Raw genomic sequence first — 25,765 nt, forward strand, 5'->3', positions numbered from 1 at the left:
ACAGCCTCCGGCGCACATTTTGGGGTAGGCCCGCCCGCTTTCAAGAGCCGCCTGCGCCAAGGCGCCCGGGCGGCGTAGAGTGGACGGCGGCTTCCGCCCAGAAACCCGAGGGCATCCAGCAGCAGGATTCGAATGGATTTGCAGCAGCAGCAACAACAGCATCACCTCGACGCGCTTCTCCTGGCTGCCTTGCGCACGGCACCACGCAGGTACCGCCTGCCGCCGCTGCCGGCCGATGCCGAGGCGGCCGTGGCCGGCGGCACCGAAGCCACGCTCGCCTTTGCGATCGAGGCTGCGCGCATCGAGAAGGCATCGCCCGCAACGCTACCCAGCCACGGCGGCATCCAGGCGCTTTTCACCCGCGCGCTGGCGCAGCTGATCCGCGAGGCGCTCGCGCCCGAATACGGCGACCCGGCGTTCCAGGCCGCCATGCTGCAGGCGCGGGACGCGCAGGTGCATGAACATGTGCAGCTGTCCCGGCAGCGCGCGGCCGATCGGCGCACCCTGAGGATGGCGGTCGATGCCATCGCGCACCCCGGCAAGCTGCGGCGCGAGGCAGCCGGCGCCCTGCGCGATGCGCTGGGCCGACTGCACGGCCTTGCGGCAACGGGAGCTTGGGCGGAGCTTGCAGAGGCCATCGGGCAGCTGCTCGCACAGGAACTCCCGGGCCCCGAAAACTTTCGCATGCCGTTGGATGCGATCCACTCCAGCCCCGCGCTGCAGCGGCTGGTACGCGGCAGCGAGCTGTTCCGGCTCGAGAGCGTGCAGCGCTACCAGGCGCTGTGCGAACGGCGCGGACCGCTCGCGGGCAGCGATGCCGCGGCCGCCGAAGGGCGCGCATCGGCGCAGCAGGGCCGGATCGCAGAACACGCCGCGGTCGAGGCATTCCGCAAGATCGCCGACATGCTGAACCGCCATCGCAAGGGAGTCGCCAGCTACCGCGTCGCACGCGGTCTTCGCACGCCGCGCGGGTTTCCGGGAGAAGCGAACAAGGCCAAGGAGGAATGGGACGCTGCCATCGTGCGCGGCGACGCACGCGACGAAGCGGGTGGCGGCGCCGACCTCGTTCTTCTTGCCGAAACCAAGGCATCGCCCGCCGCGGCCACGTCCGACTTTCCGCGCCTGCTGCGCGGCCTGCGGCGCCTTGCGCAGGCCCGCGCCGAAGCGGTCTACGCCTTTGCATCGGCCGACGGCGAGCAGCGCATCGCCGGCGCCTCGCTGCAGGGCCTGCGCCCGATCCGCCGCCTGTTGCCGCCCCACGTGATCTATTGCTGCTCGGCACCGCCCGAAGCCTTGCCGCAGCCGCTGGGCGCCGCAACCAAGGCCGTGCTGCTCGCCGAGCCCGCGAGCCTCGCGTTTGCGCAGCAACTCGCGCGCGGCGAGGCGCCGTCGCATGCCGTGCTGGCTCCGGTCTGGCACGCGCTGGCCACGGCACCGCGGCTGCAGGCCGCATTGCACCAGTACGAAACCGCGCAGAAGGCACGCGCGGCCATGCTGCATCCGGACGACCTGCTGGCGTCGGTGGCACAGTGCCTGCAGCGTTCCTACTCTTCCTGAGTGGCCAGCTCCTTCGCCACCGCGCGTCGGCCCTCGGGCGACAGCACATGCAGGGTTCGCGCCGGAATCGCGAACTCCACGCCCAGGCGCGCGAACTCGCGCATCATCTGCAGGTTGAGGCGCTGCTGCTCGTCCATGTAGAGCCCGTAGTCCGGCGTGGTCACGAAGTACACCACCTCGAAGTCGAGCGAGCTTTCGCCGAAGGCCTGGAAGTGCACGCGGTCCAGCCGCAGCGAGGACCCCGACTCGATCAACCGCTTCACGATGCCCGGGATGGCTTCCAGCTGTTCGGGCGTGCTGCGATAGCTCACGCCAAACTTGAAGGCGACGCGGCGCTCGTCCATGCGGCGATAGTTCTTCACGGTCTGCTTGAGCAGGTCCGTGTTGCCGATCACGATCTGCTCGCCGCTCAGGCTGCGCAGCCGCGTGGTCTTGAGCCCCACGTGCTGCACTGTGCCCGAGAGATCGCCGATGCCGATCGCATCGCCCACCTCGAACGGCTTGTCGACCGCGATGGACAGCGAGGCGAACAGGTCGCCCAGGATGTTCTGCATCGCAAGGGCAATCGCAATGCCGCCCACGCCAAGGCTGGCCACGAATGCGGTGATGTTGACACCCAGGTTCGACAGCACCGCCAGCAGGATCACAGCCCACAGCACGGTGCGCAGTGACCACGACATCAGCGTGGCCGACGCGCTGACCTGCGTCATGCTCGCGGAGGAATGGCGCTGCTCGTAGCGGCGCAGCCCGAAGCCGATGGCCCGGGTGAACCACAGGCCCGCCTGCAGCGCAAGCGCAATGAACCAGAGCTGCCCGACGCGCTGGTTCCAGCGCTCGGGCAGGTCGAGCATGCCCACGCCGACGAGCAGCGCGGCCAGCACCAGGAATGCGCGGTTGGTGCCGGCCAGCACTTCGACCACCGTGTCGTCGACGCGATTGCTCGTGTGCTGCGCGATGCCGCGCATCCGCCCGATCATGTAGCGCAGCACCAGCCGCATCGCCAGGTAGGCGGCAAGGGCGGCGGCCGCGGCGAGCGCCAGGTCAGGCACGGCCAGCCCCAGCAGCGTTGCATCGGCCAGAGCGCCGAGTGCTTCACTCATGCGCGGGCAACCTTCTTCTTCATGCGTTGCAGCGCGTCAGCTCTTCGGGCGGACATGGATTTCCGGCAGCCTGTCGTCATAGAAGGCCATGCGGCCCTTCAGCGCCTGGTGCTCGTCGTACGGATCTTCATACGACCAGATCGCATCGTCGAGCTGCCGCTCGCCCACGCTCAGGCTGTAGTAGCTCGCAGTGCCCTTGAACGGGCATTCGGACGTGGTCTGCGAACGCTTCAATTTGTCCGTGCGGACGTCGGTGCGCGGAAAGTAGTAGCGCACCGGCGACTTGTCTTCGACAACCTTGATCACGTCCGCTGAGCTCGCGACGACCACGCCTTCGACCTCGACCTCCATCGGCTGGCGAAGCGGCTCTTCGCGCACCTGGTGGTCAGGCCATTTCTGGTGTCCTGGTGATTTGCTCATTTCTTCGTACTCCTGGAGGGATCGAGATGGTCCCGAAACCAGTCGCGCGCCAGTTTCGACACCGCACCCAGCGCTTCGGGCTCTTCGAAAAGATGCGTCGCACCGGGCACGAGCGAAAGCCGCTTCTCGCCGCGCAGCGCCGCAAGGGCTTGCCAGTTCATGTCGATCACCGGCCCGTCGTTGCCGCCGACGATCAGCAGCGTCGGCGCACGCACGCGCTCGAGCGCCTGCCCGGCCAGGTCGGGCCGCCCGCCGCGCGAAACCACGGCGTGCACCGCATCGGGCCGCTGCGCCGCCGCCACCAGCGCGGCACCTGCGCCGGTGCTCGCACCGAAGTAGCCGATCCTCAGGCCCGCGGCGGCCTCGTAGTCGCTCAGCCAGTCGGTCAGGCCGACGAGCCGGTCGGCCAGCATGTCGATGTCGAAGCGCAGCTCACGCGTGCGCTCGTCGACGGCCTCTTCGTCGGAGGTCAAGAGGTCGACGAGCAGCGTGGCCAGCTTCGCCTCGTTGAGGCTCTCCGCGACCTGGCGGTTGCGCGGGCTGAAGCGGCTGCTTCCGCTGCCATGCGCAAACAGCACGATCCCGCGCGAGGTCGCCGGCAGGCACAGGTCGGCCTCCAGCGTCACGGAAGAGCGCAGCGGAATTCGGAGCGCGCGGCGCTCGAAGGTTCTGGATGGGGGGTCCAATTTGGCTTCCTTTGCGCGAGGCACTTCACACTTTTGCTCGGCCTCGCCATCGGTCACCTTATTTTTTTGCGGCGATTCTTCTGTAGGGCGATGCTCACATTCGCGTAGGTGCAGTGGAGCGTTGCATATTGAAAGAAAACTGCGCTGCAGGTGGGTCCATGGCACCGAGCGCCCATGGTGCGAGGCGCTTCATGCCAAGATCGACTGGCAGGCGCCGCATCGAGTCCTGCCACGGAGGCCACCATGAAAGTCGAGATCACCAAAGCACCTGTCGCGCAAACGGAGATGCTCATCCGCAAGCCCGTGGCAGAGGTGTTCGGGGCGTTCATCGACCCCCGTGTGACAACCAACTTCTGGTTCACCAAAAGCAGCGGCCGGCTCGAGGCCGGTCATGAAGTCAGATGGGACTGGGAGATGTATGGAGCATCCACATCGGTGCTCGTGAAAGACATTGAACCCAACGAGCGCATCGTGATCGAGTGGGACGGATACAGCGGTCGTACGACGGTCGAATGGAAGTTTTTCGCACGCGAGGATGGCACGACCTATGTCGTCATCACGGAGTCTGGCTGGACGGGTGACGGAGACGAACTCTTCAAGTACGTTGCCGAGTCGACTCAGGGCTTCACCTGGACGCTTGCAGGGCTCAAGGCGTTCCTTGAGCATGGCATCAAGCTGAATCTAGTCGCGGACAAGAACCCCGATGCGCACACGGCTGGCTGGCAGCCGGCCTGACCGTTCATTGCCGCCCGCGGCCGGCGCGCACGCACGGGCTTAGAAAGTCTCCCAGTCTCCGCTGGCAGCGGATGTTCCCGCGATGGCAGCCGCCGGCTTGTGCTGCGGTGCGGCGACAAGGGTACGCCGGGCCGGCTGGACCGGCTGCACGACACGCGCCTGGAGGGGCGGCGCCGCGGCGGGTTCCTCTTCGTCGTCGTCGTCGAGCTTGAAGGTTGCGACCACCTGCGAGAGGCTGTCGGCCTGCTCCTGCAGCGACCGGGCCGCAGCCGCCGCCTCCTCGACCAGCGCCGCGTTCTGCTGCGTCACCTGGTCCATCTGCGCAATCGCCTGGTTCACCTGCTCGATGCCCTGGGCCTGCTCATGGCTGGCCGCCGTGATCTCGCCGATGATGTCGGTCACGCGTTTCACGCCGCTCACGATCTCTTCCATCGTCTTGCCGGCCTCGCCCACGAGCGCGCTGCCCACGTCGACCTTGCCCACCGAATCGTCGATCAGGCCCTTGATCTCCTTGGCCGCCGCAGCCGAGCGCTGCGCGAGGTTTCTCACTTCCGACGCGACGACCGCGAAGCCGCGGCCCTGCTCGCCTGCACGCGCGGCTTCGACTGCAGCATTGAGCGCCAGGATGTTGGTCTGGAACGCGATGCCGTCGATCACGCCGATGATGTCGACGATCTTCCGAGACGAAGCATTGATCGACGCCATGGTGTCGACCACCTGCCCCACCACGCTGCCACCCTTCACGGCCACTTCGGAGGCCGAGAGCGCGAGCTGGTTGGCTTGGCGCGCGTTGTCCGCGTTCTGCTTCACGGTGCTCGTGAGCTCTTCCATCGAGGCCGCGGTCTGCTCCAGCGAACTGGCTTGCTCTTCTGTGCGCGAGGACAGTTCCTGGTTGCCGGCAGCGATCTGTCCGGATGCCACCACGATCGAATCGGTCGATGCCTTGATGCGCGTCACCACGTCCGTCAGGGTGTCTTCCATCTCGCCCATGCCGCGCAGCAGCCGCCCGAAATCGCCGCCGCGCTCGGTCTCGAATTCCTTGCTGAGGTCGCCCGAGGCCACGGTCTCGGCGATGAAGATCGCCTCGCCAAGCGGCTGCATGATGCTGCGCGCGAGCCAGATGCTGCAGCCCGCGCCCGCCAGCAGCGCAGCGACCCCGAAGCCCGCCATGAGGTTCCGCGTCGAAGCGATGAGCCCTGCGAGCTCCGGGGCGCCGCCACTGCCGGCGATGTCCTGAAGGCCCGCGATGCCGATCACGAGCCCCGTCGCCATCAACAGCAACACGATACCGAACGCCGCGCCCAGCTGGGCACTGATCTTCCAATTGCGCATGTGCTTTTCCCGTGACGGCCGCCGATGCGGAGGCCAGGTTGCCTGGTATATCGGCAGTGCTGCGGCGGAACTTGAGGGTGCGGGTCTAGGCGTAAACCCGGGGTTCGCTCCACGAGCGCCCGGCTTGTCGCGGAACGCTGCTGGCTGCTCTGGAACGAAAAAAAGCCCCAAGCAGCTGATCTGCTTAAGGGCTTTTTTGATTTTGATGGTCGCCTGCGGACGACCTCAAAATGATGAATGGTGGCTGGGGCGGAATCTTAAAATCGCCTTCAACCCGCACCAGCACTCGCTTTCACCAATTCGTCCAATCTGCCGGGTACACGTTTGGGTACACCAAAACTGCCGGAAGCAGCCCCATGTTTCAGGCATCACACCAGAGACAAACGGGCCGCCGAAACAGAATTATCCCACTTGCGAATCGGCGCGCCAAGCTACGCGCGGCGGTGCACCAAGCCGGCTAGATGAGTCCCACAACATCGCGCAGGTGCGCTGCAGTCTGGGGCAACCCGCGCTTCTCGAGCAGCGCGACCAACGCGATCGCGTCGTACTGCGGCCGGGCCCAGCGCTCGCGCATTCGCTTCAAAGCCGCGAGGGCGTGAGCTTCTCCAGCATCAACTGGTTGAGGGCGAATTCGTCAGGGGGCTGTACCTCGATGCCGAACGGGTCCCGCACTTCCTGGGAAAGTCCTTTTTCGTTCCACGTCACGATCGCATCCGCGTGCCCAGTAATCGCAGTCGCCAGCACGCTGCGCATCGAGATCCGGTACTTGAGGCGGCGGCGAGCGGCCGCTTTCGAGCGATTCGAACTTCGGCTTTGGTTAAGGGTTGTCCAACACCTGCCCTCAGGCCGTCGTCGCGCGCGGGTTCGTGGTCTCACACGGGCAGGTGTCGGACAACCCTTAACCATCTGAGACATTGGCCCTCGCTCCAAGCGGAAGTTGATGGTCTCCGAAAGCGGGCATTCGGTACGTTGTGTTGGTGAAGGGCGGCGAAACGCGCTCCATACCATCGCCATCGACAAAGTGCTGCTGGGGTAGCGCGTACCTAAGAAGATGCGGGCGCCAGGATGCCACCAACGACAAAGTCGACAAGGGCTTTCGCGATGGCCTGCTTGTCGGTTATTTCAGCCCTTGTGCCCGAGAGGCGATGAAGGCGACTAGGTCGACCCCTGTCGGTCAGGAAGAGCACCACGGTACTGACCATCAGCATGTACCGAAGGTACATCAGGCTCAACGGAATCTCGGGCACCGCCTCGTGAAGGGCCGTTACGAACTGCTTGGCCATCGGGTCGAAGTGCTTCTTGATGACCCGCTCCGTCATCGGCGAAGGAGAGAGGCGGTGCTTCAGGATCAACTGCGCAAGCAACTGCCCCTCAGTTGCAGCGCCAACCCCGACGTACGGAGCGACAAAAGCTCTGACGATCGCCCTGACTTCGAGTCGTGTGCCTGCTGTACCAGCTGCCGCTGTGATCTCTTTCAGGGCCAGGGTGCGGCGCTTGTTGACGCGCGCTGACAGCTCATCAAAAAGGGCCTCGGCCAGCGCTTCGGTGCTTCCGAAGTGATAGTGGATCGCCGCGACGTTGACGCCCGCATGGCTGGTCAGCGTTCGCACAGGCACCCCGTCTATGCCTTTCTCGGCATACAGGGCCAAGGCGGAATCGAGGATCTTCTGCCGGGTGAGGCGATCGGATGAAGGGAGCGTTCGTCCTGGCATTTCCGCAGGAGGCAAAAGGGTTAGGTCAATGCGTGCCACGGCGGCACGCCTCGCGATGATCACGCGACATTCTGCATCATCCAGTCAATCACTTGTTTCAATCACGCAAAACAGAGGCGGAGATCCGTATAAACACTCGATTGAAACAGATGTTTTATCTGCCTAGAATGCGACCGTGCCCGGCTTCCGGCGTAGTCAGCGCCGTCCGGTGCCATAGGAGACAAGCCCCATGTTGAATCGAAGAGAGGCGCTTGCAGGCGTCGCTGCCGCCCTCGCGGCCCCCATGTCGAGAGCGGCGCCGACGGACCTGCCCGAGATGATGAGGATCGTGATGCCGTTCCCCGCCGGAGGCGCCCTCGACGGGATCACGCGCATCTTTGCGGACACCTATCAAAAGGTGACAGGTCGGCAGTGCATCGTCGACAACAAGCCCGGCGCGGCCACCACCATCGGTGCGTCAGAGGTGTCGCGTGCGAAGCCCGACGGCTCCGTGGTGCTCTGGACCACCGGCGGGCACCTGACGAATGGGGTGCTGATGAAGAAGCTGCCCTACCACCCGATCGATGGCTTCACGCCCGTGTCGATGGTGTATTCGACCTACGGCTTCGCGCTGTTGCATAGGACGAACGGGCCATTCAACAACTTGACCGAATTCGTCGCCGCGGCAAAGAAGCAACCTGGCAAGTTGAGCTATGCGTCGGCGGGCAACGGAAACACGACCCATGTGGTCGGTGCCCTGTTCGCCAAACAGGCCGGGATCGATCTGATCCATGTTCCCTACAAGGGAACGCCTCTCACGGATTTGATCAGCGGCGTGGTGGACGTCTCCTTTATTGCGCCATCGTCGGTGATGCAGTACATCGAAGCCAAGAAGATCAAGGCTCTCGCGATCACGGGGGCCCAGCGCGCAGAGACGTTGCCGACCGTGCCTACGTTCGCGGAACTGGGTATGCCCGACATCGACATTCCTGCATGGATCGGGATGCTCGCGCCGCCGAAGATGCCGCCCCAGGTCTTGGCCGCACTCTACGAAGGCGTCGCGAAGACGCTGGCCGACCCCGGTTTCAAGGACAAGATGGTCACGTTCGGCAACAAGGTCTCGGGTATGCCGCCGGACCGGTTCAAGGCCTACCTTGAGAAGGAGTTCGCGCGCTACCAGCGCATCCTGCCTCCACTCGGCATTGAAATGGATTCGTGATGTTCAAGAAGATCGTCGACCTTTCCATCTTTCTCGAGAACGATGTGATCTCGGATCCTCCGGCGTTCGCGCCCAAGATCCACTACATGAACCATACGGAGAGTTTCAGCCGGCTGGCGCAGTTTTTCCCAGGCCTCCAAGCCGAGGACCTGCCCGACAGCGAGGCGTGGGCGGTGGAGAAGGTGGAACTCAGCACGCACAACGGCACGCACCTCGATGCCCCTTGGCACTTTGCCTCCACGATGAACCACGGAGAGCCAGCGATCACCATCGACGAAGTGCCTTTGGAGTGGTGCCTGCAGCCGGGCGTGAAGCTCGACTTCCGCCATTTCGAGGATGGGTACGTGGCGCAAGCGGCTGATGTGGAGGCGGAGTTGAAACGCATCGGCCACACGCTGAAGCCGCTGGAGATCGTGGTCATCAACACCCGCGCAGGTAGCCGTTACGGCAAGCCGGACTTCGTGCAGTCGGGGTGCGGCATTGGCTATGGCGCGACGATGTACCTGCTCGAGCGCGGCGTCCGCGTGACCGGCACAGACGCCTGGAGTTGGGACGCCCCCTTTGTGTACACCGCCGAGCGCTACGCGCAAGACAAGGATCCGGCGGTGATCTGGGAAGGTCACAAGGCCGGCCGCGACATCGGGTACTGCCACCTTGAGAAGTTGCACAACCTCGAAGTGCTGCCCGCAGACGGGTTCTTCCTGTCCTGTTTCCCCGCCAAGATCCGCGGCGGTTCGGCGGGGTGGACGCGCGCGGTAGCGCTGTTTCAGTGACATAGATCGGAAGACCCATGATCTTTGAAAAAAATGCACCGATCCGCATGCGCGACGGCGCAGTCCTCAAGGCAAATGTTTTCCGTCCGGACGGGGACGCACCCGTGCCTGTGCTCATGACGCACGGCCCCTATGGCAAAGACGCGCATTTCGAGGATGCCTTCAAGCCGCAGTGGGACGAACTGAAACGCCTCTACCCGGGCATCGACACGGAAGGCAGCTCCGGAAAATACTTGCGTTGGGAGGTGGCCGATCCAGAGCGTTGGATACCCTGGAACTATGCGATCGTGGTGGTCGACAGCCGAGGCGCTGGCGAGTCCCCCGGCACACTCTGGGTGTGGTCGCCGCAGGAAACGGAGGACTATGCTGATTGCATCGAATGGGCGGGAACGCAGGAATGGTCTACCGGCAAGGTCGGTCTACTGGGCATCTCCTATTACGCGATGAATCAATGGCAGGTCGCTGCGCATCGCCCCCCTCATCTGGCGGCCATATGTCCATGGGAAGGGGCCAGCGACTTCTATCGCGATGCCAGTCATCACGGCGGAATCTTCGGTAATTTCTTCTTCGAACTCTGGTTTCCGAAGCAGATCCTTTCGGTGCAGAACGGCAACGCCGACAGTCCCTACATCGACCGGGAAACGGGGACGACGAGCACAGGCGCGGCGCTGGACGCAGAGGCTCTTCGCGCGAACCGGGTGGATGTCATCGATGAGTTCAGGTCGCACCCGCTGGTAGACGACTGGTACGCCGCAAGATCATCGAAGCTCGCGGACATCGAGGTACCGGTCCTGTCCGCAGGGAACTGGGGCGGGATGGGGCTGCATCTTCGCGGCAACGTCCAGGGATTCCTGGGCGCAGGTTCGCAGCAGAAGTGGCTGCAGATGCACGGCGGCACGCACTGGGAATCCTTCTACCTGCCAGAGTATGTGCAGATGCAGAAACGCTTCTTCGACAGGTTCTTGAAAGACGAGCCCAATGGATGGGACGAGCAACCCCCTGTCATGCTGGAGGTGCGCCATCCGGACCGGTTCGAACAGCGCTTCGAGCAGGAATGGCCGATCGCTCGAACGCAGTGGACCAAGCTTTACCTCGATGCGCAGGGCAGGGAGTTGGCATCCGAACCTCTCGATTCAATCGCCACGGCCACCTACCGTGCGCCAGGGCGCGGCGTCGAATTCCTGAGCGCGCCGATGGACGTGCCGGTGGAATTCACCGGGCCGCTGTCATTGGTGTTGTGGATTCGCTCGAGTACCCGAGACATGGACCTCTTCGTCACCGTCCGGGCGTATGACCCCGACGGCCGCGAAGTGCTCTTCCGAGGGGCGACGGATCCGCAGGTGCCGGTGGCGCAAGGATGGCTGCGTGCCTCCCACCGCAGGACTGACCCCGAGCGGTCCCGGCCGGGGCAGCCGTTCCACACGCATACCGAGGTCGAGCCTTTGACACCCGGCGAAGACTATCGGGTGGAGGTAGAAATCTGGCCGACGTCCATCGTGCTTCCGCGCGGGTATCGGCTCGCGGTGCGCGTCGACGCGCAAGACTTCGAACGCGAGGGCGCAACAGGGCCGCGCAAGGGATCAGGGCCGTTCCTGCATACCGACCCGCTGGATCGCAAGCCAGACCTCTTCAGCGGCGAGAACACCATCCTCACGGGCGGTCCCTACGACTCGCACCTGATGCTGCCGCTGATCCCCTCCCGCAACGACTGAAGCGCGTTTCCCGGCCACTCCCCTCACCAAGGTGACCTGGGCGTCGGCTCGCGAGCCCACAGCACTTTCGACCACGAAGGATCCACCTTGACCGCCCCGTTCGATACGAACTCGCCCGACCTCGTCAGTTGGGTCGAGAGCGCCAACGCGCCCGAAACCCCTTTCCCCATCCAGAACTTGCCTTACGGCAGATTCCGACGGGATGCATCCGATCCGTGGTCGATCGGCGTAGCCATTGGTGACCAAGTCCTGGATGTTCATGGCGCCGGGCTCGCCCACAGTTCGGAGATGGGCCACTGGCTGGCGTTGAGCAGTTCCCAGCGACAGGCGCAGCGGCGGGCGATCTCGCTAGCCCTGATGCACGGCAACGGCAACCGAGCGCGCATCAAGCCCTGGCTGGTGCCAATGACGGAGGTCGAGCTGGGCCTGCCGTGCGAGATCCGCAACTATAGCGACTTCTTCATCGGCATCCACCATGCGCACAACACCGGTCGCTTGTCCCGGCCCGACACGCCATTGTTGCCGAACTACCGCTGGGTGCCCATCGGCTATCACGGACGCGCCTCATCGGTGCAAGTCAGCGGGCGCGATTTCGCGCGACCCAAGGGGCAAGTCAAGCCTGCAGGTGTCGAGGTGCCGTCGATGCAGCCAAGCGCCCGGCTGGATTTTGAGTTGGAGATGGGCATCGTCATTGGCCGAGGCAACGAGCAAGGTGATGCGATCCCGATCGACGAGGCAGAGGAGCACATTGCAGGCCTGACGCTCCTGAACGACTGGAGCGCGCGTGATCTCCAAGCTTGGGAAGCGCAGCCACTCGGGCCGTTCCTGGCGAAGAGTTTCGCCACGACGCTGTCGCCGTGGATCGTGACGATGGAGGCCCTGGCGCCCTTCCGCACGCCCTTCGTTCGATCGGCCGATGAACCGCAGCCGCTGGCCTACCTGGAGGCGCAGTCGGCGCGTGAACTCGGAGCGATCGATGTGAGACTCGAGGGCTGGCTACAGACGTCTCAAATGAGGGCTCAGGGTCAGAGCGGGGAATGCATTGTTCGCACCGGCCTCGCCCAGGCGGCGTATTGGACGGTCGCCCAGTTGGTGACGCATCACACCATCAACGGGTGCAACCTGATGGCAGGCGATCTTCTTGGAACGGGGACGCTGTCCGGCGCCGGAACCGGCGAGGCAGCGTGTCTACTGGAAATCACACAAGGTGGAAGGCATCCACTGCGACTGTCAAACGGCGAGGAACGTCTCTTCCTGCACGATGACGACACAATCATATTGCGGGGCCGCTGCGAGCAACCGGGCCGCCGTTGGATCGGCTTCGGAGATTGCACGGCAACCGTGCGCAAGGCGAAGCTATAACTTGTCTGGAGAGTTTTTGGACGCCACCAGCAACGCTTACCAGATGTCCGCTCCTGGCCGTCAACCGCCTGTCGGCCCGGAAATCTGTGATCGCGCGGCTTCCTGTCATAGCAGCTCGTTGAACGCGTAGAACACGTTGTCCTTGCAGCGATGCCACAGGCCGCGGTGCGCCCACGCGTCGGCCTGCAGCTCGATGCAGTCGCGCGTGTCGCGCTCGAAGATGGCGTCCAGTTGCGCGGCCAGCGCGTCGTCGCGCAGGCCGAGCGTGATTTCGTCGTTGGTTTCGAAAGAGCGGTCGTCGAAATTGCTCGAACCGATGGCGCACCACGCGCCGTCCACCGTCATCACCTTCTGGTGCAGCAGGCACTTCTGGTACTCGAAGATGCGCACGCCGCCGGCGAGCAGCAGGTGGAAGTTGCGGTGCGCGGCGTGCTGCACCATGGGCATGTCGGAAGCTTCGGCCGACGGCACCATCACGCGCACGTCGACGCCGCGCTTCGCCGCCTTGCACAGCGCATCAATCGCCTCGCTGTCGGGCAGAAAGTATGGGTTCTGGATGCGGATGCGCTGGCGTGCGATGCACACCACCAAGTGGTGCAAGATCTTCACCGCCGGCGGCGAACCTTCCGGCTTGATGCTCGCGACGTGCACGGCCACGTCGCCCATGCGGTTGAGCGGCGGGAACACCGCGTCGCCGACAAATAGCTCGCCAGTGTCTTCCACCCAGTTCTCGCTGAAGGCGGCCTGCACCGCATGCACGATCGGCCCCCGCAGGCGCACGCCGAGGTCGCGCACGTTATCGCACTCCCGCCCTTCACCGAGCCAGCCGTCGACGATGCAATGGCCGCCGACCAGGGCGACTTTGCCGTCGACCACCACCAGTTTGCGGTGGTCGCGGTCGTTGAAGACACCGATGTTGCGCACGTGGCGCGGGTGATGCATCTCGAGCAGGCAGCCGGCCTCCCGCAGTCGGCGCGACGCGGCCTCGCCCATCTTCTTGCCGCCGTCGGCGTCGACCAGCACGCGCACCGGCACGCCGGCGCGCCGGCGTTCGACGAGCGCATCGACCAGGTGCGTGCCGAGCACGCCGTCCTTCCACAGAAAGGTCTCGAAGTGCACCGAGCAGGCGGCCGCACGGATCTCCTCGAACATGGCATCGAAGAAGGCGCCGTTCTCAAGCAGCTCGACGGCGTTGCCTTCGTAGATGGTGCCCTGCGTCAGGCCCGAGAGCGAGGGCAGCAGCTCGGTGATCGGCGCTTCGCAGTCGATGACGAGCCGCGGGTCGCGATGGCGGCGGATCGACCAGATGACGAGGCCCAGCACGACGATCAGCAGCGCGAACACGAAGGCAAGCGCCGAAGGCCAGGACAGTGTTGCAAGGAAACCATCGCTCATGACGGTCGATTCTCTGTCATGTGCCCAACGCCCATCTGTGCCCGATTGACCATAACCGCCGGTTTGTGTGCGCGCGCTTCAGGTCAAGCCACCTCGACTCCGAACGGAATCGTTGTGCGCGGCCTCGAACGGGTGCTAAGCCGCGAATTCTGCGGAGTGGCCGACCGGCCGCTTCTGGCCGACAGCTGAAGTCTAGCCTGCGGCTTCCAGAGCCACCAAGTCGTCAAGGTGGGGCGACCAGCCGCGTACGTCTTTTCAGACAGCCTCGGCCAATTGTTGACACGCGCGGGTTAGCGTGCACGCACCTTCTCTGTCGAACTTACTCAATCGAGGGATGCGTTGGAACGGCCCCACGATGTTTGCTCTTGGCCGAGAAAAGGCCGACCGCCGCGACCTTTGGAAGCGCCGGCAGCGTCAGCGTTTAGCGGGGCACCCCGCCACGGTCGGTGTTGTTTGTCGCGCCATCAGATTCGTCAAGGGCATCAGTGAGAACTTCTCGGGCCTTGCCCTCGATCGCATCGAAGATCTCAGGCGCGACCTCATCGGCGTAGCGCTTTCGCTTTTTATTGGAGATCGTACCGTCGTTGTTCAGCGCAATCGACACCAGTGTTGCCAGCGTCGAACCGCGCAGGTCGTACTGGTCGTCAATCTGTTTGCGCACCGCGTCGAAATGAACGATGAAGTTCGTCTCGTTGCGCAACTCCACCTCCAGTGCTTCGCGCGCCATGCTCAAGCCGAATTCCACACAGCGCGTTGCATCCCAGAACCGAAAGATCGTGTCGTCACACTTGAAGGTGAATTCAAAGTCGCCCTCGCCGGCCGCCCTGGCGTTGACCAACGCGCGCGCCGGACGGGAGAAGTCCTGTAGGACGCTCAGATACTGTGCCTCGTGGCGCTTCATCGCCACAGAAACCGGGAGGAGCATGCCGTCGGGCAATTGGCCGGACTGGCATAGGACCTTGTGAAAGAGAAAGCGGGAAAGACGTCCGTTGCCATCCATGAATGGGTGCAAGTAAACAAAACCGAAAGAGGCAATGCTGGCGGCCATCAGTGGATCCAGATGCTTCGCGGTGTCGTTAGCGAAACGTGACCACGCATCCATCAGCTCCGGCAGATCATCAGGCCGCGGAGGCACGAAGGTCACGCCGAGCGCACCGCGGCCGCCGTCGCTCAGCCAGTTTTGCTCTGTCCGGTATTGAATCGCCCGGTTGTAAGGATTGGAGACGATCGAGGCCTGCAACTCCACCAGATACGACTCGTCGAGGGAGCGCGGCTCGTGCGCCTGACGCAGCAGGCGAATGAATGTGCGCGCCTTGTCTTCCGATGGCGCTTCATTCTCTATGGCGTAGCTGTCTTGGGTCTCGTGCAGATAAGCCCAGGTCAACGTGCGATCAAGGAGTTCGCGGTTGAGCGAGGTGACGAATTCACGGGTGGCCCCCAGCACATCAAAGTCCAGCGCATCCTTTATCGCCGGCGTGCGCTCCACTGTGACGCAGTAGTCCCAGGTTCCGAGGCCGTTGAAGTTGACTCGCCATCGCGAGTCGCGGTCGGTGCCGCCTGTGTAGTAACGACCCTCGTCGAACAAGTCAACATAGCCCGCGGTGACGACCGGCTGGGCCACCACTTGGTTGCCAGTGAAGTGTTCCCACGTGCTGCAGAGCATTCGCACGTATTGTCCATTCGGAGTCGCGGCAAGCGCCGCGGCAAGGTCGGCGCCTGCGAGGTGCTTGGATGCGCCAGCAAGCACCTGCAGGTTCACTCCCTCATGCTTGAGGGCGAAGAGCAAGTGCGCTACCAGGTCGCCGTCGGCCGGCGCCATGGCGGCCGGCACGCCAAGTGCTTCCGCCGATGACATGATGCGCGTGACCGGTTTGACCAGAGCGGGTCGGCTCACTTCGAAGATGGGCAGGTCCAAGCTTGACCGCACGTATTCGTAGCCCACGTAGGCCATTCTTTTCCTAAGTGTTACAAGATTTCCTGCATTTTAGGGCTTAGATCCCGGAATTTTGTCATTTCCCTGGCGCTTGGCGCAATGCCACGTCGGCTGCCTGCTCCGGCAGCTATCCCAAGAGGGTGCACGTGCTATGGGCTGCAGCCCGGGTCGAACGACCGCTCCTGGCCGACTGCTGGCCTGGCACCGATCAGGCGCTGGCAACGGAAAGATTGGCAATCCAAGTTCGCAACCATCCGACGAGGGCCTCGCGATCAACCTCGACTTCCCGACCCATTTCAATCGCCTGGAGAACCGGTCCTTGCACGAGCTGAGCCTCCGTGACCCTGTGGTACGAAATCCCTCAAGTGCCTCGGCATGGCCCCGAAGTTGATCGGCAAATGTTCGGAGTGGGAGCCAGCCGTCTTGGACTTCGTCCGCCAACTAGACGTACACGCCTGTCTCGCAACACCGTGAAGAAGTACCTACGAGCGGGCGATGAACAGCGGCGCTACGCCAAGCGGACGAGTTCAAGCAAGCTCGATCCCTATGCCGAGAAGCTCGCGACCGTGCTCGCGATTGAGGCACGAGATCGCGCGTCGAAGCGGCCACTAAGGTCAGATATTTATGCTTGCAGGACACGCCTATAAGGCGAAAAATGAAAGCAAGCATCTCTCACGAAAACTTGGAATCGAATCACATACCGCGGTTCGCGGCGGTAAGCCATTGATTTTACGAGACTGGCTGAGCAGCCAAAGCCCCAATTAAAGCTGGGGCGGAATCGAAAAATCACTCGCGACCTGCACCAGTACTTGCTTTCAGTCTCTGTTCCGGTTCTATGGGTACAACTTCGGGTACACCAGACCATTTAAGACCTGTGCAAATGCAAATTTGCAGGTAGTGCACTTGATTGGTCTTGAGAGATTATTGCGCGATTCGGCGGCGAGGACGCTAGCCTAGTTCGCATTTTTCGATAGCGATGTCGGCTTTGCAGCGATCGCGGTCTGTCGTGCGTCTGCAATTGACGTCCGCTTCTTGCTAGTGAACGGCCCTTCAACGCGGCTGCTCCGACTACCAGCGGGAAGAAAAGCTGGCCACAAAAGCCGGAGATGGCATGGTCCGCCCACCTACAGTGCCGCGGTTGACGTGAGGCATCTGCCGAACAGGGATGGGGCCTCGCGGATACGGCATCAGCGTGCCAAAGTGGAGGTTCAACGCAACCACTTAAACCTGGAGGCCCCACCATGCAATCTATCGCAAATCTGCCGGTTATTGGCCTGGATTTGGCGAAGTCGGTGTTCCAACTGCACATCGTCGATGCAAAGACAGGCGAGATCCAACGGCGTCAAATCAAACGCGCGAGACTCACCGAGTTCTTCGCCAAGTGTGTTCCCAGCCTGGTCGCGATGGAAGCGTGTGGCGCCTCCCACTACTGGGCCAGAACGATTCGGCAATTGGGGCACGAGGTCAGGCTTCTGCCGGCTCAGCATGTCAAGGCATTCTTGCTTCGCGACAAGACCGATGCGATGGATGCTCAAGCGATTTGGGTGGCAGCTCAACAGCCGCATATTCAGGCCGTGCCCGTCAAGACGGAACGTCAACAAGCCTGCATGGCGCTGCACGGGATGCGCCGCCAGCTCATGAAGATGCGCATCATGCAGACCAATGCGTTGCGCGGGATCCTGGCCGAGTTCGGAATCGCGATGCCTGTGGGGCACAAACAGCTGCTCAAGACGATCCAGGGCGAACTGGCCCGGGCTCAGCAGCTGGATCTTCTGCCAGCAGATCTCGTGATCAGCGTGCAAGAGCAGATCAAGCGCATCGATGCCTTGCAAAGCGACATCGATAGCATTGCCCAACGGCTGTTGTTCATGATCCGGGAGGATCGGCAGATGCAGGCGATACGGCAGATCCCTGGAATAGGAGAGCTGGGCGCTTCGGCGCTAGTGGCTGCCGTCGGCGACTTCTCGGCGTTCAAGAGCGGGCGCCAGTTTGCCTCGTGGCTGGGATTGACGCCGCGGCAAGTAGGCACCGGTGGAAAGACGCAGCAGTTGGGCATATCCAAGCGCGGCGACTCGTACTTGCGAACGCTGCTGATTGCCGGCGCCCGAGCCGTGATCACCAGGTCGACCAAATCGAAGTGGATCGAGTTGCTACTTCAGCGCAGGCACTACAACGTGGTGGTTGTGGCGCTGGCCAACAAGATCGCTCGTACCGCTTGGGCGGTACTGACCAGAGGCGCGGCCTTCGACCAAGCCAAATGGAACCCGGCCAAATGCGGCGCCTAAGCAAAAGGACAGTCACGGCAAGTCGATCGCTTACCCTAAGTTTTTGAGAAGAGCCGGCAGCAAGCGTTGTGATGGATTGAAGGTCAAGCCGGGCCGGGGGAAATCCGATGAATCGCCTGTACCTCGAGTACATCCCGGAGATAGGAACCCTGGCCGCGTATAGCCATCATGGGCAGCAGGATCACTGCAACACCAGCCCGAATGTAAGGTCGCACGCCTTCCTGAATCTCGCAGCGCAAAAAGCCTGTTGCTCCTCTCGGGCGGACCATGTAGGCGATTCAGTTCGCTCTGTGCTGTTAGCCTTACATGGTCGGCAGGGCCTCTGCCACGCCAACTCCGGCCATGTGCCCAATTTTAGAAGTGAACTCACTATGACCAGCCCACTGTACAACGCCTCCGTTCCCGTCATGCAGCAGATGCTGCGCGCCCTGTCCGACGTGCTCAAGAAGGCCGAAGACCACGCGACGCAAAAAAATATCGATCCAAATGCGCTGCTGCAGGCGCGACTGTTCCCTGACATGTTTCCGCTGGTACGTCAGGTACAGATCGCCGCAGACTTCTCCAAGGGCATTGCCTCCCGCCTGGCTGATGCCGAGGTGCCGTCCTGGCCCGACACTGAGGTCAGCTTCGCCGACCTGCAAGCGTTGATCGCCAAAGCTTTGGCCCATATCGGCTCCTTCAAGTCAGAGCAATTTGATTCAAGCGAGAGCCGCGAGATCGTATTGCGCCCCGGCACCCCCAAGGAAAAGAAGCTGACCGCAGGTGCATATCTTGTGCACTATGGTCTGCCGCAGTTTTTCTTCCACGTGACCACCACCTATGCCATCTTGCGCCACAACGGTATTGAGATCGGCAAGCGCGACTACATGGGTGCCTACTAACCCAAGACAGACAGGAGTTCAGCCACTCTGGCCACTGCCGCTCGATCTGTGAGCGCCACAACCGATACGTGGGCGCGTCATCCCTGAGCTGCTGCTATCCGCGAGGCAGCCTTGCCACCTTGATCAACGGGCGGCGATCATGAACACGACTCCATCGGCGATAGTTCCCAACGTGCCGTTATGTGCAAGTGACAGAGCGAGAGGCTAGGCAACTTAGCCGTGCCAATGCGAGCAGCGGATCGCGCTGCAAAAGTTCCCACGATGGAAGTGCGGCTCCTTGTCGGCCATGACGTCTGCCTTGACGTTGCCGAATGTCGAGCCGGGCTTGTGCTTGATACCGTCGTAGAAGGCCTGGATGATGTGCTCCTTGAACCTGGCAGTGCGCGGGAATGCGCTTGTTACCGCGTGGCGTTCAGCTTCCGAATAGTCAGCGTATGTCAGTCCCAGCACATCCATCTCGACGCCGGCGGTCACCAGCGCGACGACAGGATGCATGTGCTGTGGCACACCGGGCGTCGTATGGAGCGCGATGGCGGTCCACACGGTGTAGGCGTCCTGCTCAGGGATGCCGTGGCTGCGCAGGAAGGCGCGGGCAGCATGTGCCCCGTCTACCTCGAAGCGCTCATCCTGGCTGCTGTAGCCCGGCATCAGACCGATGTCATGGAACATTGCACCGGCATAGAGCAGCTCGCGGTCGAACTTCAGGCCGCGCTTGACGCCGGCCAGTGCACCGAATTGGTACACGCGACTCGAATGGTTGAAGAGCAAGTCCGTTTCGTTGTCGCGAATGAACTCCGTGATGGCTCTCGCCAGCGTGGAGTCGGGGATGGCGGCGTCTTGGGCGGATGACATGGGTTTCCTTCGCTGAGTGGTCTGAAGAAGGATAGGATCGTCGTGCCACGTCCTAAATCAACGTGGCACGTCGATTTAAGACATTTCAAGACCGGAGCGGCCATCGGTGACCAAGAAGTTGAAGACGATCGTGCTGCTGGCATTTCCGGGTGTGCAGCTTCTCGATGTGTCGGGTCCGCTGGACGTCTTTGCCGAAGCGAATACGCAGGCGCAGCGGGAGGTGTACCGACTGGTCGTCGCCGCCGCTGCCCCGGGGCCCCTGCGCAGTTCGTCCGGCGTGCGATTGATGCCGGACTGGACCATCAACCGGGACGCTGACGAACCCATCGACACCTTGCTCGTCGCTGGCTGCCCGAACCCCGTTGAACTGCCGGTGTCTGGCAAGGTGCTCGACTGGCTCAGGCAAAGTGCGCCGGGCACGAGACGCTACGGATCTGTCTGCAGTGGCGCTTTCGTCCTCGCGGCAGCCGGCTTGTTGAGCGGAAAGCGGGTCACCACACACTGGGCCGTGGCCGAGCAGCTCAGCGAGCGATTCCCTGACGTGGTGGTCGAGAAGGATGCCATTCATGTGCGCGACGGGCGGCTACGCACGGCTGCTGGCGTCACCGCGGGGCTCGACCTGGCACTTTCGTTGGTAGAAGAAGATCTCGGGCATGACATCGCGATCCGGGTCGCGAGCCAGCTTGTCATGTTCTTCAAGCGGCCCGGCGGCCAGGTGCAGTTCAGCAGGCAAGGCACAGCTGCGCCTGTCGGTCGGGCGGCGCTGCAGGATCTGCAGCGTTGGGTCGCCGCGCACCCCGCGCTCAATCACAGCGTCGCACGCCTGGCCGAACGCATGCATTTGAGTCCTCGACACCTTTCGAGGCTGTTTCGCGTGGCGGTGGGGATCACGCCGGCGACTTGGGTGGAAGAAGTGCGCGTAGGCACCGCGCGTCGCCTGCTGGAGCAGGGAGACTTGGCGCCCAAGCAGGTTGCGGCGAGCTGCGGGTTCTCCGATGCGGACGTCTTGCGCAGAGCGTTCATGCGGCAAGTCGGCGTCACGCCCGCAGAGTACCGCAGGCGATTCGCCGCTATCCCACGGTGATCAACTCCGGCCGGGGCTTCAGACGCCGTTGCTCTCGGTTTGGAGTCGCCCCGCGGGCGCTGAGGTCGGTGTAGATCCGCAGTTCGGTGGGACCCCCAGATGCCGGTCTGCGCAGTGCATTGCGTGCAATATGCAACTGCAAACACATCAATTCCATTCAAGTCGGATCTCCTCGAAGATCGCGTTTCTCCAAGCGATCACGAAGAGAACACGATGACTGAAACCCTCACCCAACACCGCGACGTCCCGAGCGCCATCGCTGCGCCATGGTCGCCAGAAACCACCGCAGCATGCGTTTCTTGCGTCGTGCGTTCGCGCCGGGCCACGCGCGCATTCAAAGCCAGCCCTCTTCCTCGGGAAGCCGTGGAGGAGATCCTGACCGAGGCAGCCTGCGCCCCCAGTGGCGCCAACATCCAGCCCTGGCGCGTGTACGTGGTCAGTGGCGAGGTGAAGGACGGCTTGACCCATGCGCTGGTCACCGCGTCACGCGCCGGCGTTGCGCCAGCACCGGCGCATTTCCCTGAACCCTTGCCCGACATGTTTCGCAACCGGCTGCAGGACTTCGGTGCCCGCTACTACGCATCGCTCGGCATCGAACGCTCCGACACCGCTGCGCGCACGCGCCAGACCGAGCGCAACTACGCCTTCTTCGGCGCCCCGGTCGGCCTCATCTTCAGCATCGACCGCCGGTTGAAGCCACACAGCTGGATCGACCTCGGCCTGTTCGCGCAGACCGTGATGCTCGCGGCCAAGGCACGCGGCATCGACACCTGCCCCCAGGTGGCCTTCGCGCAGTTCCACGAGCCGATTGCGTCGTATCTGCAGATGCCGCAGGAAGAGATCACCGCGTTCGGCATGTCCATGGGATACGGGGACACGCAGGCCCCGGTGAACCGGGCTGCCATGCCCCGGGTTCGCTTGCAGGATTTCGCGCAGATCCTCGGGTTCGCCGGCTGAACCCCTGCAACGCCACCCATCATTTTTTCAAGGAGAAGCTCCATGCATGCTTCCTGGCTGCTCGCCATCACGCTCACCGCCGGAGCGACCGGCTTGTTGACGACCCCTGCCGCGAACGCACACGGCGCGGGCGAAAAAGTCACGCCCGCGTTACAGCAGCAGATTGCGAACCTTCCCGGAAAGTCGCTGGTTGCCGTGGTCGTCGACTACGCGCCCGGCGCCGGTTCGCCCTCCCATGTGCACGCGACGTCCGCGTTCATCTACGGCTACGTGGTCTCGGGCGCCGTCGAGTCGCAGGTGAATGAAGGCCCCAGGCAGATCCTGCGTGCTGGAGACAGTTTCTATGAGCCTCCCGGCGCACGGCACACCGTCAGCAGGAATGCCAGCAAGACCCGGCCCGCAAAACTGCTGGCGGTGTTCGTCGTGGACAGCGACGACACGGCACTCACCACCCCCATTCAATAACCGGCCAAGAGGATCACGACCATGAGCAACCGCATCGACTACAACACGGTCGCCCCGGCTGGCGTCAAGGCGCTGGGCGGCGTGCATGGGTACATCTCGAAGAGCAGCCTGTCGCCTGTTCTCGTCGACCTGGTGTACTTGCGCGTTTCCCAAATCAACAACTGCGCCTACTGCCTGGACATGCACACGCGCGATCTGCTGAAGAAGGGCCAGCCCATCGAAAAGATCGCCCTGCTGCAGGCATGGCGCGAGGCAGGCGCGCTCTTCGACGCGCATGAGCGCGCTGCTCTGGCCTGGGCTGAATCGGTGACCCGCGTGGCAGAGACCGGCGTGCCCGACAGCGATTTCGCCGCCGCCCGCTCCGTGCTCGGCGAGCCCGAACTCGTGGACCTGACGATCGCCATCGGTCTGATGAACACCTACAACCGGATGGCGATCGCGTTCCGCAACACGCCCCAGGCCCTGGCCGCCCTGTGATGCGGGGCCACTGCAGCGGCGCGCACGCACAAGCGACATCCACCAGCACAAGGACCACGCCATGACGCACTCAGCCATCCCAGGGGTGTACATACCCGACAGCCAGCTCGCGCGGGAGATGACCCAGTTCATCCGCGACACCGAGAGCGATCTGCTCTTCCACCACTCCGTGCGCGTGTATTGCTGGGGCTACCTGACCGGGGCCCGCACAGGCTTGAGCTTCGATCCGGAGCTGCTCTACGCGGCGTCGATGTTCCACGACATCGGCCTCACCGCACGTTACCGCGACAGCCAGCTGCGTTTCGAAGTGGACGGTGCGAATGCCGCACGGGAATTCCTGCGGGGCCACGGCGTGCGCGATGCCGACATCGAGACCGTCTGGAACGCCGTTGCGTTGCACACCACGCCGGGCATACCGCAGTTCATGCGCCCGGAGATCGCACTGGTCCAGGCCGGGGCAGGCATGGACGTGGCGGGCCGCGGCTACGACCAGTTTTCCGAGGCGCAGCGCGCGGCCGTGGTCGCCGCCTCTCCGCGGGAAGCAGACTTCGCGCAGGGCATCCTCGACGCCTTCTACGAAGGCATGCAACACCGCCCGCTCAGCACCTTCGGCACCTTCAACGACGATGTCCTGGCTTTCAAGGACCCCGCCTTCCAGCGCATGGACATGTGCAGCATCATCCTGGCTTCGGACTGGACCCGCCGAACGGGCTGCCAAGCGGCAGGCGGCTGCCCGCACCACGACCACCCACACCCCCCGGCGAACGGCTAGGCCACCTGTTGCGCCACCCGCGCGATGCTTTCCTGCAGCCACACCTGCGCGGGGTCGTGGTCATTGCGGCGGTGCCAGACCGCGCGGAACGTGGACAGCGCGGTTGGATAGGGCGGCTCGCGCACCAGCAACTCGCCCGCACCTGCCAGACTGCGCGCCAGCGACGACGGCATGATGGACAACATGTCGGAGCCGCGTAGCAAGGCCGGAATCGCAAGGGAATGCGGGACGGTCGTGCGATACCGCGGCGCCAGGCCCTCGGCCGACAACGCCTCTTCGAGCGCATGGCGGTCGAACATCTCGGCCTGCCGCGCCAGGCCACGCTCCAGGATGAAGCCGCCGACGGCGCCCTCCTCCTGGCCGCCCACAGACACCGTCACCAACGGATAACGCGCCAGGTCGCGCAGTGCCAGCTTGCGGCGAGAAGCCGGGTGCCCCTTGCGCATGACGATCATCTCGCCCTGCGTCATCAAGGTCCGCGCGCTCAGGCGCGACGGCACCTGCGCGAAGATGCCCACGGCGATGTCGATCTTGCCGACGTCGATCTGCTCGGCGAGATCGAGGCGCGTGGACGGCCGGACCACGAGGTCGATGCCGGGGGCCTCCACCGCCATGAGCCGGCTCAGCTCCGCCACCATCACCGCCGTCAGGTGGTCGTTGGCGGCCACCGCGAAGCGGCGTGTGGACTTGCCCGGGTCGAAGGGCTCCACCCCCAGCGTGGCCTCGATCCGGCGCAACGAGTCGCGCAGCCCGTCGGCCATCGCCGCTGACCGTGCCGTGGGCACCATGCCCTTGGACGTGCGGACGAACAGCTCGTCGCCCACCACCTCGCGCAAGCGCGTGAGCGCGTGGCTGACTGCCGACTGGCTCAGGTTCAGGCGCTTTCCCGCACGCAGCAGGTTGCGGTCTTCATAGACCGCGTCGAACACCTTGATGAGGTTCAGGTCGATGCGTCCGATGCTCATGGTGCGCGTCTCCGATATTGCACGGCGTGCATTGTGCTCTTGCAAAATGGGCGATTCCGTTCATGGCGACGGATGACGATCATGGAGCCCTCAACCCCTTGCAACCTCGCGGAGCCCCCCATGAACCCACTATCACGCCGGCGCTTCGGTGCCCTCGGTCTCGTCACGCTGGCCACCTCGGCACTGCCGACCATGGGCTGGGCGCAAGCCCCGGCGCCCCCGCGACGGATCATCGTGGGCTACCCCGCAGGAGGCACGCTGGACCAGACCGCGCGCCGCGTGGCCGAGGCATGGCGCAAGCAAGGCATCACCACCATCGTCGACAACCGGCCCGGCGGCGCGGGCCGCCTGGCCAACGCACAGCTCAAGCGCGAACGCGCGGACGGCAACACCCTGCTGTGCACGCACACCTCGGCGCTCAGCATCTACCCGCACGTCTACACGAAGCTTGCGTACGACGCGGCGGCCGATTTCGTGCCCATCACACCGGTCGTCTCGGCGACCTGTGCCCTGGCCGTCAGCAACGCCGTCCCCGCGACCGCCAAGACCCTCGCCGACTACGTGCGGTGGGCGCAACAGGCTCCCAGCCGCGCTATGTTCGCGTCGCCGGCGGCGGGCTCCATGGCGCACTTTCTGGGTTTCCAGTTGTCCGAGGCGGCGGCGCTCAAATTGCAGCACGTGGGCTACCGGGGTTCGGCGCCGGCCATGAACGACCTGCTCGGTGGTCAGATCCCCGCGTACCTGGGCTTTGTCGCCGACTTCCTGCCGTACCTGCAGAGCGGCAAACTGCGCATCCTGGCCGTGAGCGGCGACAAGCGCTCGCGCGCCATGCCTGGCGTTCCGACCTTCGCCGAGCAGGGCTACCCCGCGATCACCGGCGTCGAATCCTACGGTGTCTTCGCTCCCCCCGGCACACCCGAAGCCGTGGTGAAGAAGCTGTACGACGACGTGCTCGCGGCCAGCAAGGACCCGGCCCTGGTGGCGGGCTTCGAGGAGGTCGGGATGGAGCTGTTCACGCTCGCGCCCAAGGCCTACGAAAGCCACATCCGGACCGAACGCGACAAATGGGGTCCGGTCGTGCGGGCCTCCGGCTTCACATCAGAGGAGTGACC

General features: G+C 63.8%; 25 protein-coding genes. 14 read left to right on the forward strand and 11 right to left on the reverse strand.

Annotated elements, in window-relative coordinates; translation table 11 throughout:
* The first annotated feature begins 132 nt into the window (after nt 1–132).
* The gene (locus tag L1081_RS16965) at nt 133–1,557 is read left to right on the forward strand and encodes a hypothetical protein (protein WP_489413222.1); all 1,425 of its coding nucleotides are present in this window, start codon (nt 133–135) and stop codon (nt 1,555–1,557) included.
* Here the strand turns inward: L1081_RS16965 and L1081_RS16970 are convergent.
* From L1081_RS16970 to L1081_RS16980, 3 genes are read right to left on the reverse strand one after another with little or no spacing between them, the layout of a single operon-like run.
* Nucleotides 1,545–2,657 carry a mechanosensitive ion channel domain-containing protein gene (locus L1081_RS16970; protein ID WP_489413223.1) on the reverse strand — a complete coding sequence of 371 codons (1,113 nt, stop codon included), beginning with the start codon at nt 2,655–2,657 and terminating at the stop codon, nt 1,545–1,547. The two genes, L1081_RS16965 and L1081_RS16970, sit on opposite strands and share 13 nt — an antisense overlap.
* A gap of 36 nt (nt 2,658–2,693) precedes the next feature.
* Nucleotides 2,694–3,077 carry a DUF427 domain-containing protein gene (locus L1081_RS16975; RefSeq protein WP_489413224.1) on the reverse strand — a complete coding sequence of 128 codons (384 nt, stop codon included), beginning with the start codon at nt 3,075–3,077 and terminating at the stop codon, nt 2,694–2,696.
* Nucleotides 3,074–3,763 carry a dienelactone hydrolase family protein gene (locus L1081_RS16980; RefSeq protein ID WP_489413225.1) on the reverse strand — a complete coding sequence of 230 codons (690 nt, stop codon included), beginning with the start codon at nt 3,761–3,763 and terminating at the stop codon, nt 3,074–3,076. The genes L1081_RS16975 and L1081_RS16980 overlap by 4 nt, the downstream gene beginning before the upstream one ends.
* 243 nt (nt 3,764–4,006) lie before the next feature.
* Between L1081_RS16980 and L1081_RS16985 the strand changes: the two genes are divergently transcribed.
* Entirely contained in the window at nt 4,007–4,498 is a 492-nt protein-coding gene (locus L1081_RS16985; RefSeq protein WP_489413226.1) for an SRPBCC domain-containing protein, read from the forward strand.
* A 39-nt stretch (nt 4,499–4,537) separates the two neighbouring features.
* Here the strand turns inward: L1081_RS16985 and L1081_RS16990 are convergent, their stop codons facing one another.
* From L1081_RS16990 to L1081_RS17005, 4 genes are all read right to left on the reverse strand, one after another.
* The gene (locus tag L1081_RS16990) at nt 4,538–5,830 is read right to left on the reverse strand and encodes a methyl-accepting chemotaxis protein (protein ID WP_489413227.1); all 1,293 of its coding nucleotides are present in this window, start codon (nt 5,828–5,830) and stop codon (nt 4,538–4,540) included.
* A gap of 457 nt (nt 5,831–6,287) precedes the next feature.
* A complete protein-coding gene (locus L1081_RS16995) occupies nt 6,288–6,404 on the reverse strand; it encodes a VapC50 family PIN domain-containing toxin (RefSeq protein WP_489413228.1) in 117 nt (38 codons plus the stop codon).
* A 5-nt stretch (nt 6,405–6,409) separates the two neighbouring features.
* The gene (locus L1081_RS17000) at nt 6,410–6,583 is read right to left on the reverse strand and encodes a hypothetical protein (RefSeq protein ID WP_489413229.1); all 174 of its coding nucleotides are present in this window, start codon (nt 6,581–6,583) and stop codon (nt 6,410–6,412) included.
* Between the two features lie 290 nt (nt 6,584–6,873).
* Nucleotides 6,874–7,581 carry a TetR family transcriptional regulator gene (locus L1081_RS17005; RefSeq protein ID WP_489413230.1) on the reverse strand — a complete coding sequence of 236 codons (708 nt, stop codon included), beginning with the start codon at nt 7,579–7,581 and terminating at the stop codon, nt 6,874–6,876.
* 190 nt (nt 7,582–7,771) lie between these two features.
* On the opposite strand from L1081_RS17005, the gene L1081_RS17010 reads away from it, so the two are divergent.
* The 4 genes from L1081_RS17010 to fahA all read left to right on the forward strand — a co-directional run bounded on the left by L1081_RS17010 (nt 7,772) and on the right by fahA (nt 12,587).
* Nucleotides 7,772–8,740, forward strand: coding sequence for a tripartite tricarboxylate transporter substrate-binding protein (locus L1081_RS17010; protein ID WP_489413231.1), 969 nt, complete (start codon nt 7,772–7,774; stop codon nt 8,738–8,740).
* Nucleotides 8,740–9,513 carry a cyclase family protein gene (locus L1081_RS17015; protein ID WP_489413232.1) on the forward strand — a complete coding sequence of 258 codons (774 nt, stop codon included), beginning with the start codon at nt 8,740–8,742 and terminating at the stop codon, nt 9,511–9,513. Before L1081_RS17010 ends, L1081_RS17015 begins: the two co-directional genes overlap by 1 nt.
* Nucleotides 9,514–9,530: 17 nt before the next feature.
* Complete coding sequence (locus tag L1081_RS17020; RefSeq protein WP_489413233.1) at nt 9,531–11,225, forward strand: CocE/NonD family hydrolase; 1,695 nt, start codon at nt 9,531–9,533, stop codon at nt 11,223–11,225.
* A gap of 87 nt (nt 11,226–11,312) precedes the next feature.
* Nucleotides 11,313–12,587, forward strand: coding sequence for a fumarylacetoacetase (gene fahA, locus L1081_RS17025; RefSeq protein ID WP_489413234.1), 1,275 nt, complete (start codon nt 11,313–11,315; stop codon nt 12,585–12,587).
* A 105-nt stretch (nt 12,588–12,692) separates the two neighbouring features.
* On the opposite strand, the gene L1081_RS17030 is transcribed toward fahA, so the two are convergent.
* Nucleotides 12,693–13,982, reverse strand: coding sequence for a phospholipase D-like domain-containing protein (locus tag L1081_RS17030; RefSeq protein ID WP_281148694.1), 1,290 nt, complete (start codon nt 13,980–13,982; stop codon nt 12,693–12,695).
* 421 nt (nt 13,983–14,403) lie between these two features.
* The gene (locus L1081_RS17035) at nt 14,404–15,933 is read right to left on the reverse strand and encodes a Fic family protein (RefSeq protein ID WP_489413235.1); all 1,530 of its coding nucleotides are present in this window, start codon (nt 15,931–15,933) and stop codon (nt 14,404–14,406) included.
* Nucleotides 15,934–17,156: 1,223 nt separating this feature from the next.
* On the opposite strand from L1081_RS17035, the gene L1081_RS17040 reads away from it, so the two are divergent.
* Both L1081_RS17040 and L1081_RS17045 read left to right on the forward strand, forming a co-directional pair.
* Nucleotides 17,157–18,200 carry an IS110 family RNA-guided transposase gene (locus L1081_RS17040; RefSeq protein ID WP_489413236.1) on the forward strand — a complete coding sequence of 348 codons (1,044 nt, stop codon included), beginning with the start codon at nt 17,157–17,159 and terminating at the stop codon, nt 18,198–18,200.
* Between the two features lie 371 nt (nt 18,201–18,571).
* Nucleotides 18,572–19,081, forward strand: a complete 510-nt coding sequence (locus tag L1081_RS17045) for a DUF1993 family protein (protein WP_489413237.1) — start codon at nt 18,572–18,574, stop codon at nt 19,079–19,081.
* A gap of 213 nt (nt 19,082–19,294) precedes the next feature.
* Here L1081_RS17045 and L1081_RS17050 read toward each other — a convergent pair whose 3' ends face one another.
* Complete coding sequence (locus tag L1081_RS17050; protein ID WP_489413238.1) at nt 19,295–19,933, reverse strand: HD domain-containing protein; 639 nt, start codon at nt 19,931–19,933, stop codon at nt 19,295–19,297.
* Between the two features lie 106 nt (nt 19,934–20,039).
* Between L1081_RS17050 and L1081_RS17055 the strand changes: the two genes are divergently transcribed.
* The 5 genes from L1081_RS17055 (at nt 20,040) to L1081_RS17075 (ending at nt 23,688) form a co-directional block, all read left to right on the forward strand.
* Nucleotides 20,040–21,017, forward strand: coding sequence for a DJ-1/PfpI family protein (locus L1081_RS17055; RefSeq protein WP_489413239.1), 978 nt, complete (start codon nt 20,040–20,042; stop codon nt 21,015–21,017).
* A gap of 213 nt (nt 21,018–21,230) precedes the next feature.
* A complete protein-coding gene (locus tag L1081_RS17060) occupies nt 21,231–21,974 on the forward strand; it encodes a nitroreductase family protein (protein ID WP_489413240.1) in 744 nt (247 codons plus the stop codon).
* A 42-nt stretch (nt 21,975–22,016) separates the two neighbouring features.
* Nucleotides 22,017–22,439, forward strand: coding sequence for a cupin domain-containing protein (locus L1081_RS17065; RefSeq protein WP_489413241.1), 423 nt, complete (start codon nt 22,017–22,019; stop codon nt 22,437–22,439).
* A gap of 21 nt (nt 22,440–22,460) precedes the next feature.
* Nucleotides 22,461–22,916: a carboxymuconolactone decarboxylase family protein gene (locus L1081_RS17070; protein ID WP_489413242.1), complete on the forward strand. Its 456-nt coding sequence runs from the start codon at nt 22,461–22,463 to the stop codon at nt 22,914–22,916.
* 61 nt (nt 22,917–22,977) lie between these two features.
* Nucleotides 22,978–23,688: an HD domain-containing protein gene (locus L1081_RS17075; RefSeq protein ID WP_489413243.1), complete on the forward strand. Its 711-nt coding sequence runs from the start codon at nt 22,978–22,980 to the stop codon at nt 23,686–23,688.
* On the opposite strand, the gene L1081_RS17080 is transcribed toward L1081_RS17075, so the two are convergent.
* A complete protein-coding gene (locus L1081_RS17080) occupies nt 23,685–24,653 on the reverse strand; it encodes a LysR substrate-binding domain-containing protein (RefSeq protein ID WP_489413244.1) in 969 nt (322 codons plus the stop codon). The genes L1081_RS17075 and L1081_RS17080 overlap by 4 nt on opposite strands.
* A gap of 120 nt (nt 24,654–24,773) precedes the next feature.
* Here L1081_RS17080 and L1081_RS17085 point away from each other — a divergent pair, with 120 nt between their 5' ends.
* The gene (locus tag L1081_RS17085; RefSeq protein WP_489413245.1) at nt 24,774–25,763 is read left to right on the forward strand and encodes a tripartite tricarboxylate transporter substrate-binding protein; all 990 of its coding nucleotides are present in this window, start codon (nt 24,774–24,776) and stop codon (nt 25,761–25,763) included.
* Nucleotides 25,764–25,765: the final 2 nt, after the last annotated feature.

This window comes from Variovorax sp. MSC1_012 (assembly GCF_023667525.1).
In the GTDB taxonomy this organism is placed as follows: Bacteria; Pseudomonadota; Gammaproteobacteria; order Burkholderiales; family Burkholderiaceae_C; genus Variovorax; species Variovorax beijingensis_B.

Excerpts from the sequence above, each read along its gene's own strand:
- L1081_RS17060 (WP_489413240.1), top strand. The coding sequence starts at position 21,231 with ATGACTGAAACCCTCACCCAACACCGCGACGTCCCGAGCGCCATCGCT.
- L1081_RS17050 (WP_489413238.1), bottom strand. The coding sequence starts at position 19,933 with ATGTCATCCGCCCAAGACGCCGCCATCCCCGACTCCACGCTGGCGAGA.
- L1081_RS17015 (WP_489413232.1), top strand. The coding sequence starts at position 8,740 with ATGTTCAAGAAGATCGTCGACCTTTCCATCTTTCTCGAGAACGATGTG.
- L1081_RS17070 (WP_489413242.1), top strand. The coding sequence starts at position 22,461 with ATGAGCAACCGCATCGACTACAACACGGTCGCCCCGGCTGGCGTCAAG.
- L1081_RS17085 (WP_489413245.1), top strand. The coding sequence starts at position 24,774 with ATGAACCCACTATCACGCCGGCGCTTCGGTGCCCTCGGTCTCGTCACG.
- L1081_RS17065 (WP_489413241.1), top strand. The coding sequence starts at position 22,017 with ATGCATGCTTCCTGGCTGCTCGCCATCACGCTCACCGCCGGAGCGACC.
- L1081_RS17035 (WP_489413235.1), bottom strand. The coding sequence starts at position 15,933 with ATGGCCTACGTGGGCTACGAATACGTGCGGTCAAGCTTGGACCTGCCC.
- L1081_RS17010 (WP_489413231.1), top strand. The coding sequence starts at position 7,772 with ATGTTGAATCGAAGAGAGGCGCTTGCAGGCGTCGCTGCCGCCCTCGCG.
- L1081_RS17080 (WP_489413244.1), bottom strand. The coding sequence starts at position 24,653 with ATGAGCATCGGACGCATCGACCTGAACCTCATCAAGGTGTTCGACGCG.
- L1081_RS16965 (WP_489413222.1), top strand. The coding sequence starts at position 133 with ATGGATTTGCAGCAGCAGCAACAACAGCATCACCTCGACGCGCTTCTC.
- L1081_RS16985 (WP_489413226.1), top strand. The coding sequence starts at position 4,007 with ATGAAAGTCGAGATCACCAAAGCACCTGTCGCGCAAACGGAGATGCTC.
- L1081_RS17030 (WP_281148694.1), bottom strand. The coding sequence starts at position 13,982 with ATGAGCGATGGTTTCCTTGCAACACTGTCCTGGCCTTCGGCGCTTGCC.
- L1081_RS17075 (WP_489413243.1), top strand. The coding sequence starts at position 22,978 with ATGACGCACTCAGCCATCCCAGGGGTGTACATACCCGACAGCCAGCTC.
- L1081_RS17000 (WP_489413229.1), bottom strand. The coding sequence starts at position 6,583 with ATGCGCAGCGTGCTGGCGACTGCGATTACTGGGCACGCGGATGCGATC.
- L1081_RS17045 (WP_489413237.1), top strand. The coding sequence starts at position 18,572 with ATGACCAGCCCACTGTACAACGCCTCCGTTCCCGTCATGCAGCAGATG.
- L1081_RS16995 (WP_489413228.1), bottom strand. The coding sequence starts at position 6,404 with ATGCGCGAGCGCTGGGCCCGGCCGCAGTACGACGCGATCGCGTTGGTC.
- L1081_RS16970 (WP_489413223.1), bottom strand. The coding sequence starts at position 2,657 with ATGAGTGAAGCACTCGGCGCTCTGGCCGATGCAACGCTGCTGGGGCTG.
- L1081_RS17020 (WP_489413233.1), top strand. The coding sequence starts at position 9,531 with ATGATCTTTGAAAAAAATGCACCGATCCGCATGCGCGACGGCGCAGTC.
- L1081_RS16990 (WP_489413227.1), bottom strand. The coding sequence starts at position 5,830 with ATGCGCAATTGGAAGATCAGTGCCCAGCTGGGCGCGGCGTTCGGTATC.
- L1081_RS16975 (WP_489413224.1), bottom strand. The coding sequence starts at position 3,077 with ATGAGCAAATCACCAGGACACCAGAAATGGCCTGACCACCAGGTGCGC.
- L1081_RS17040 (WP_489413236.1), top strand. The coding sequence starts at position 17,157 with ATGCAATCTATCGCAAATCTGCCGGTTATTGGCCTGGATTTGGCGAAG.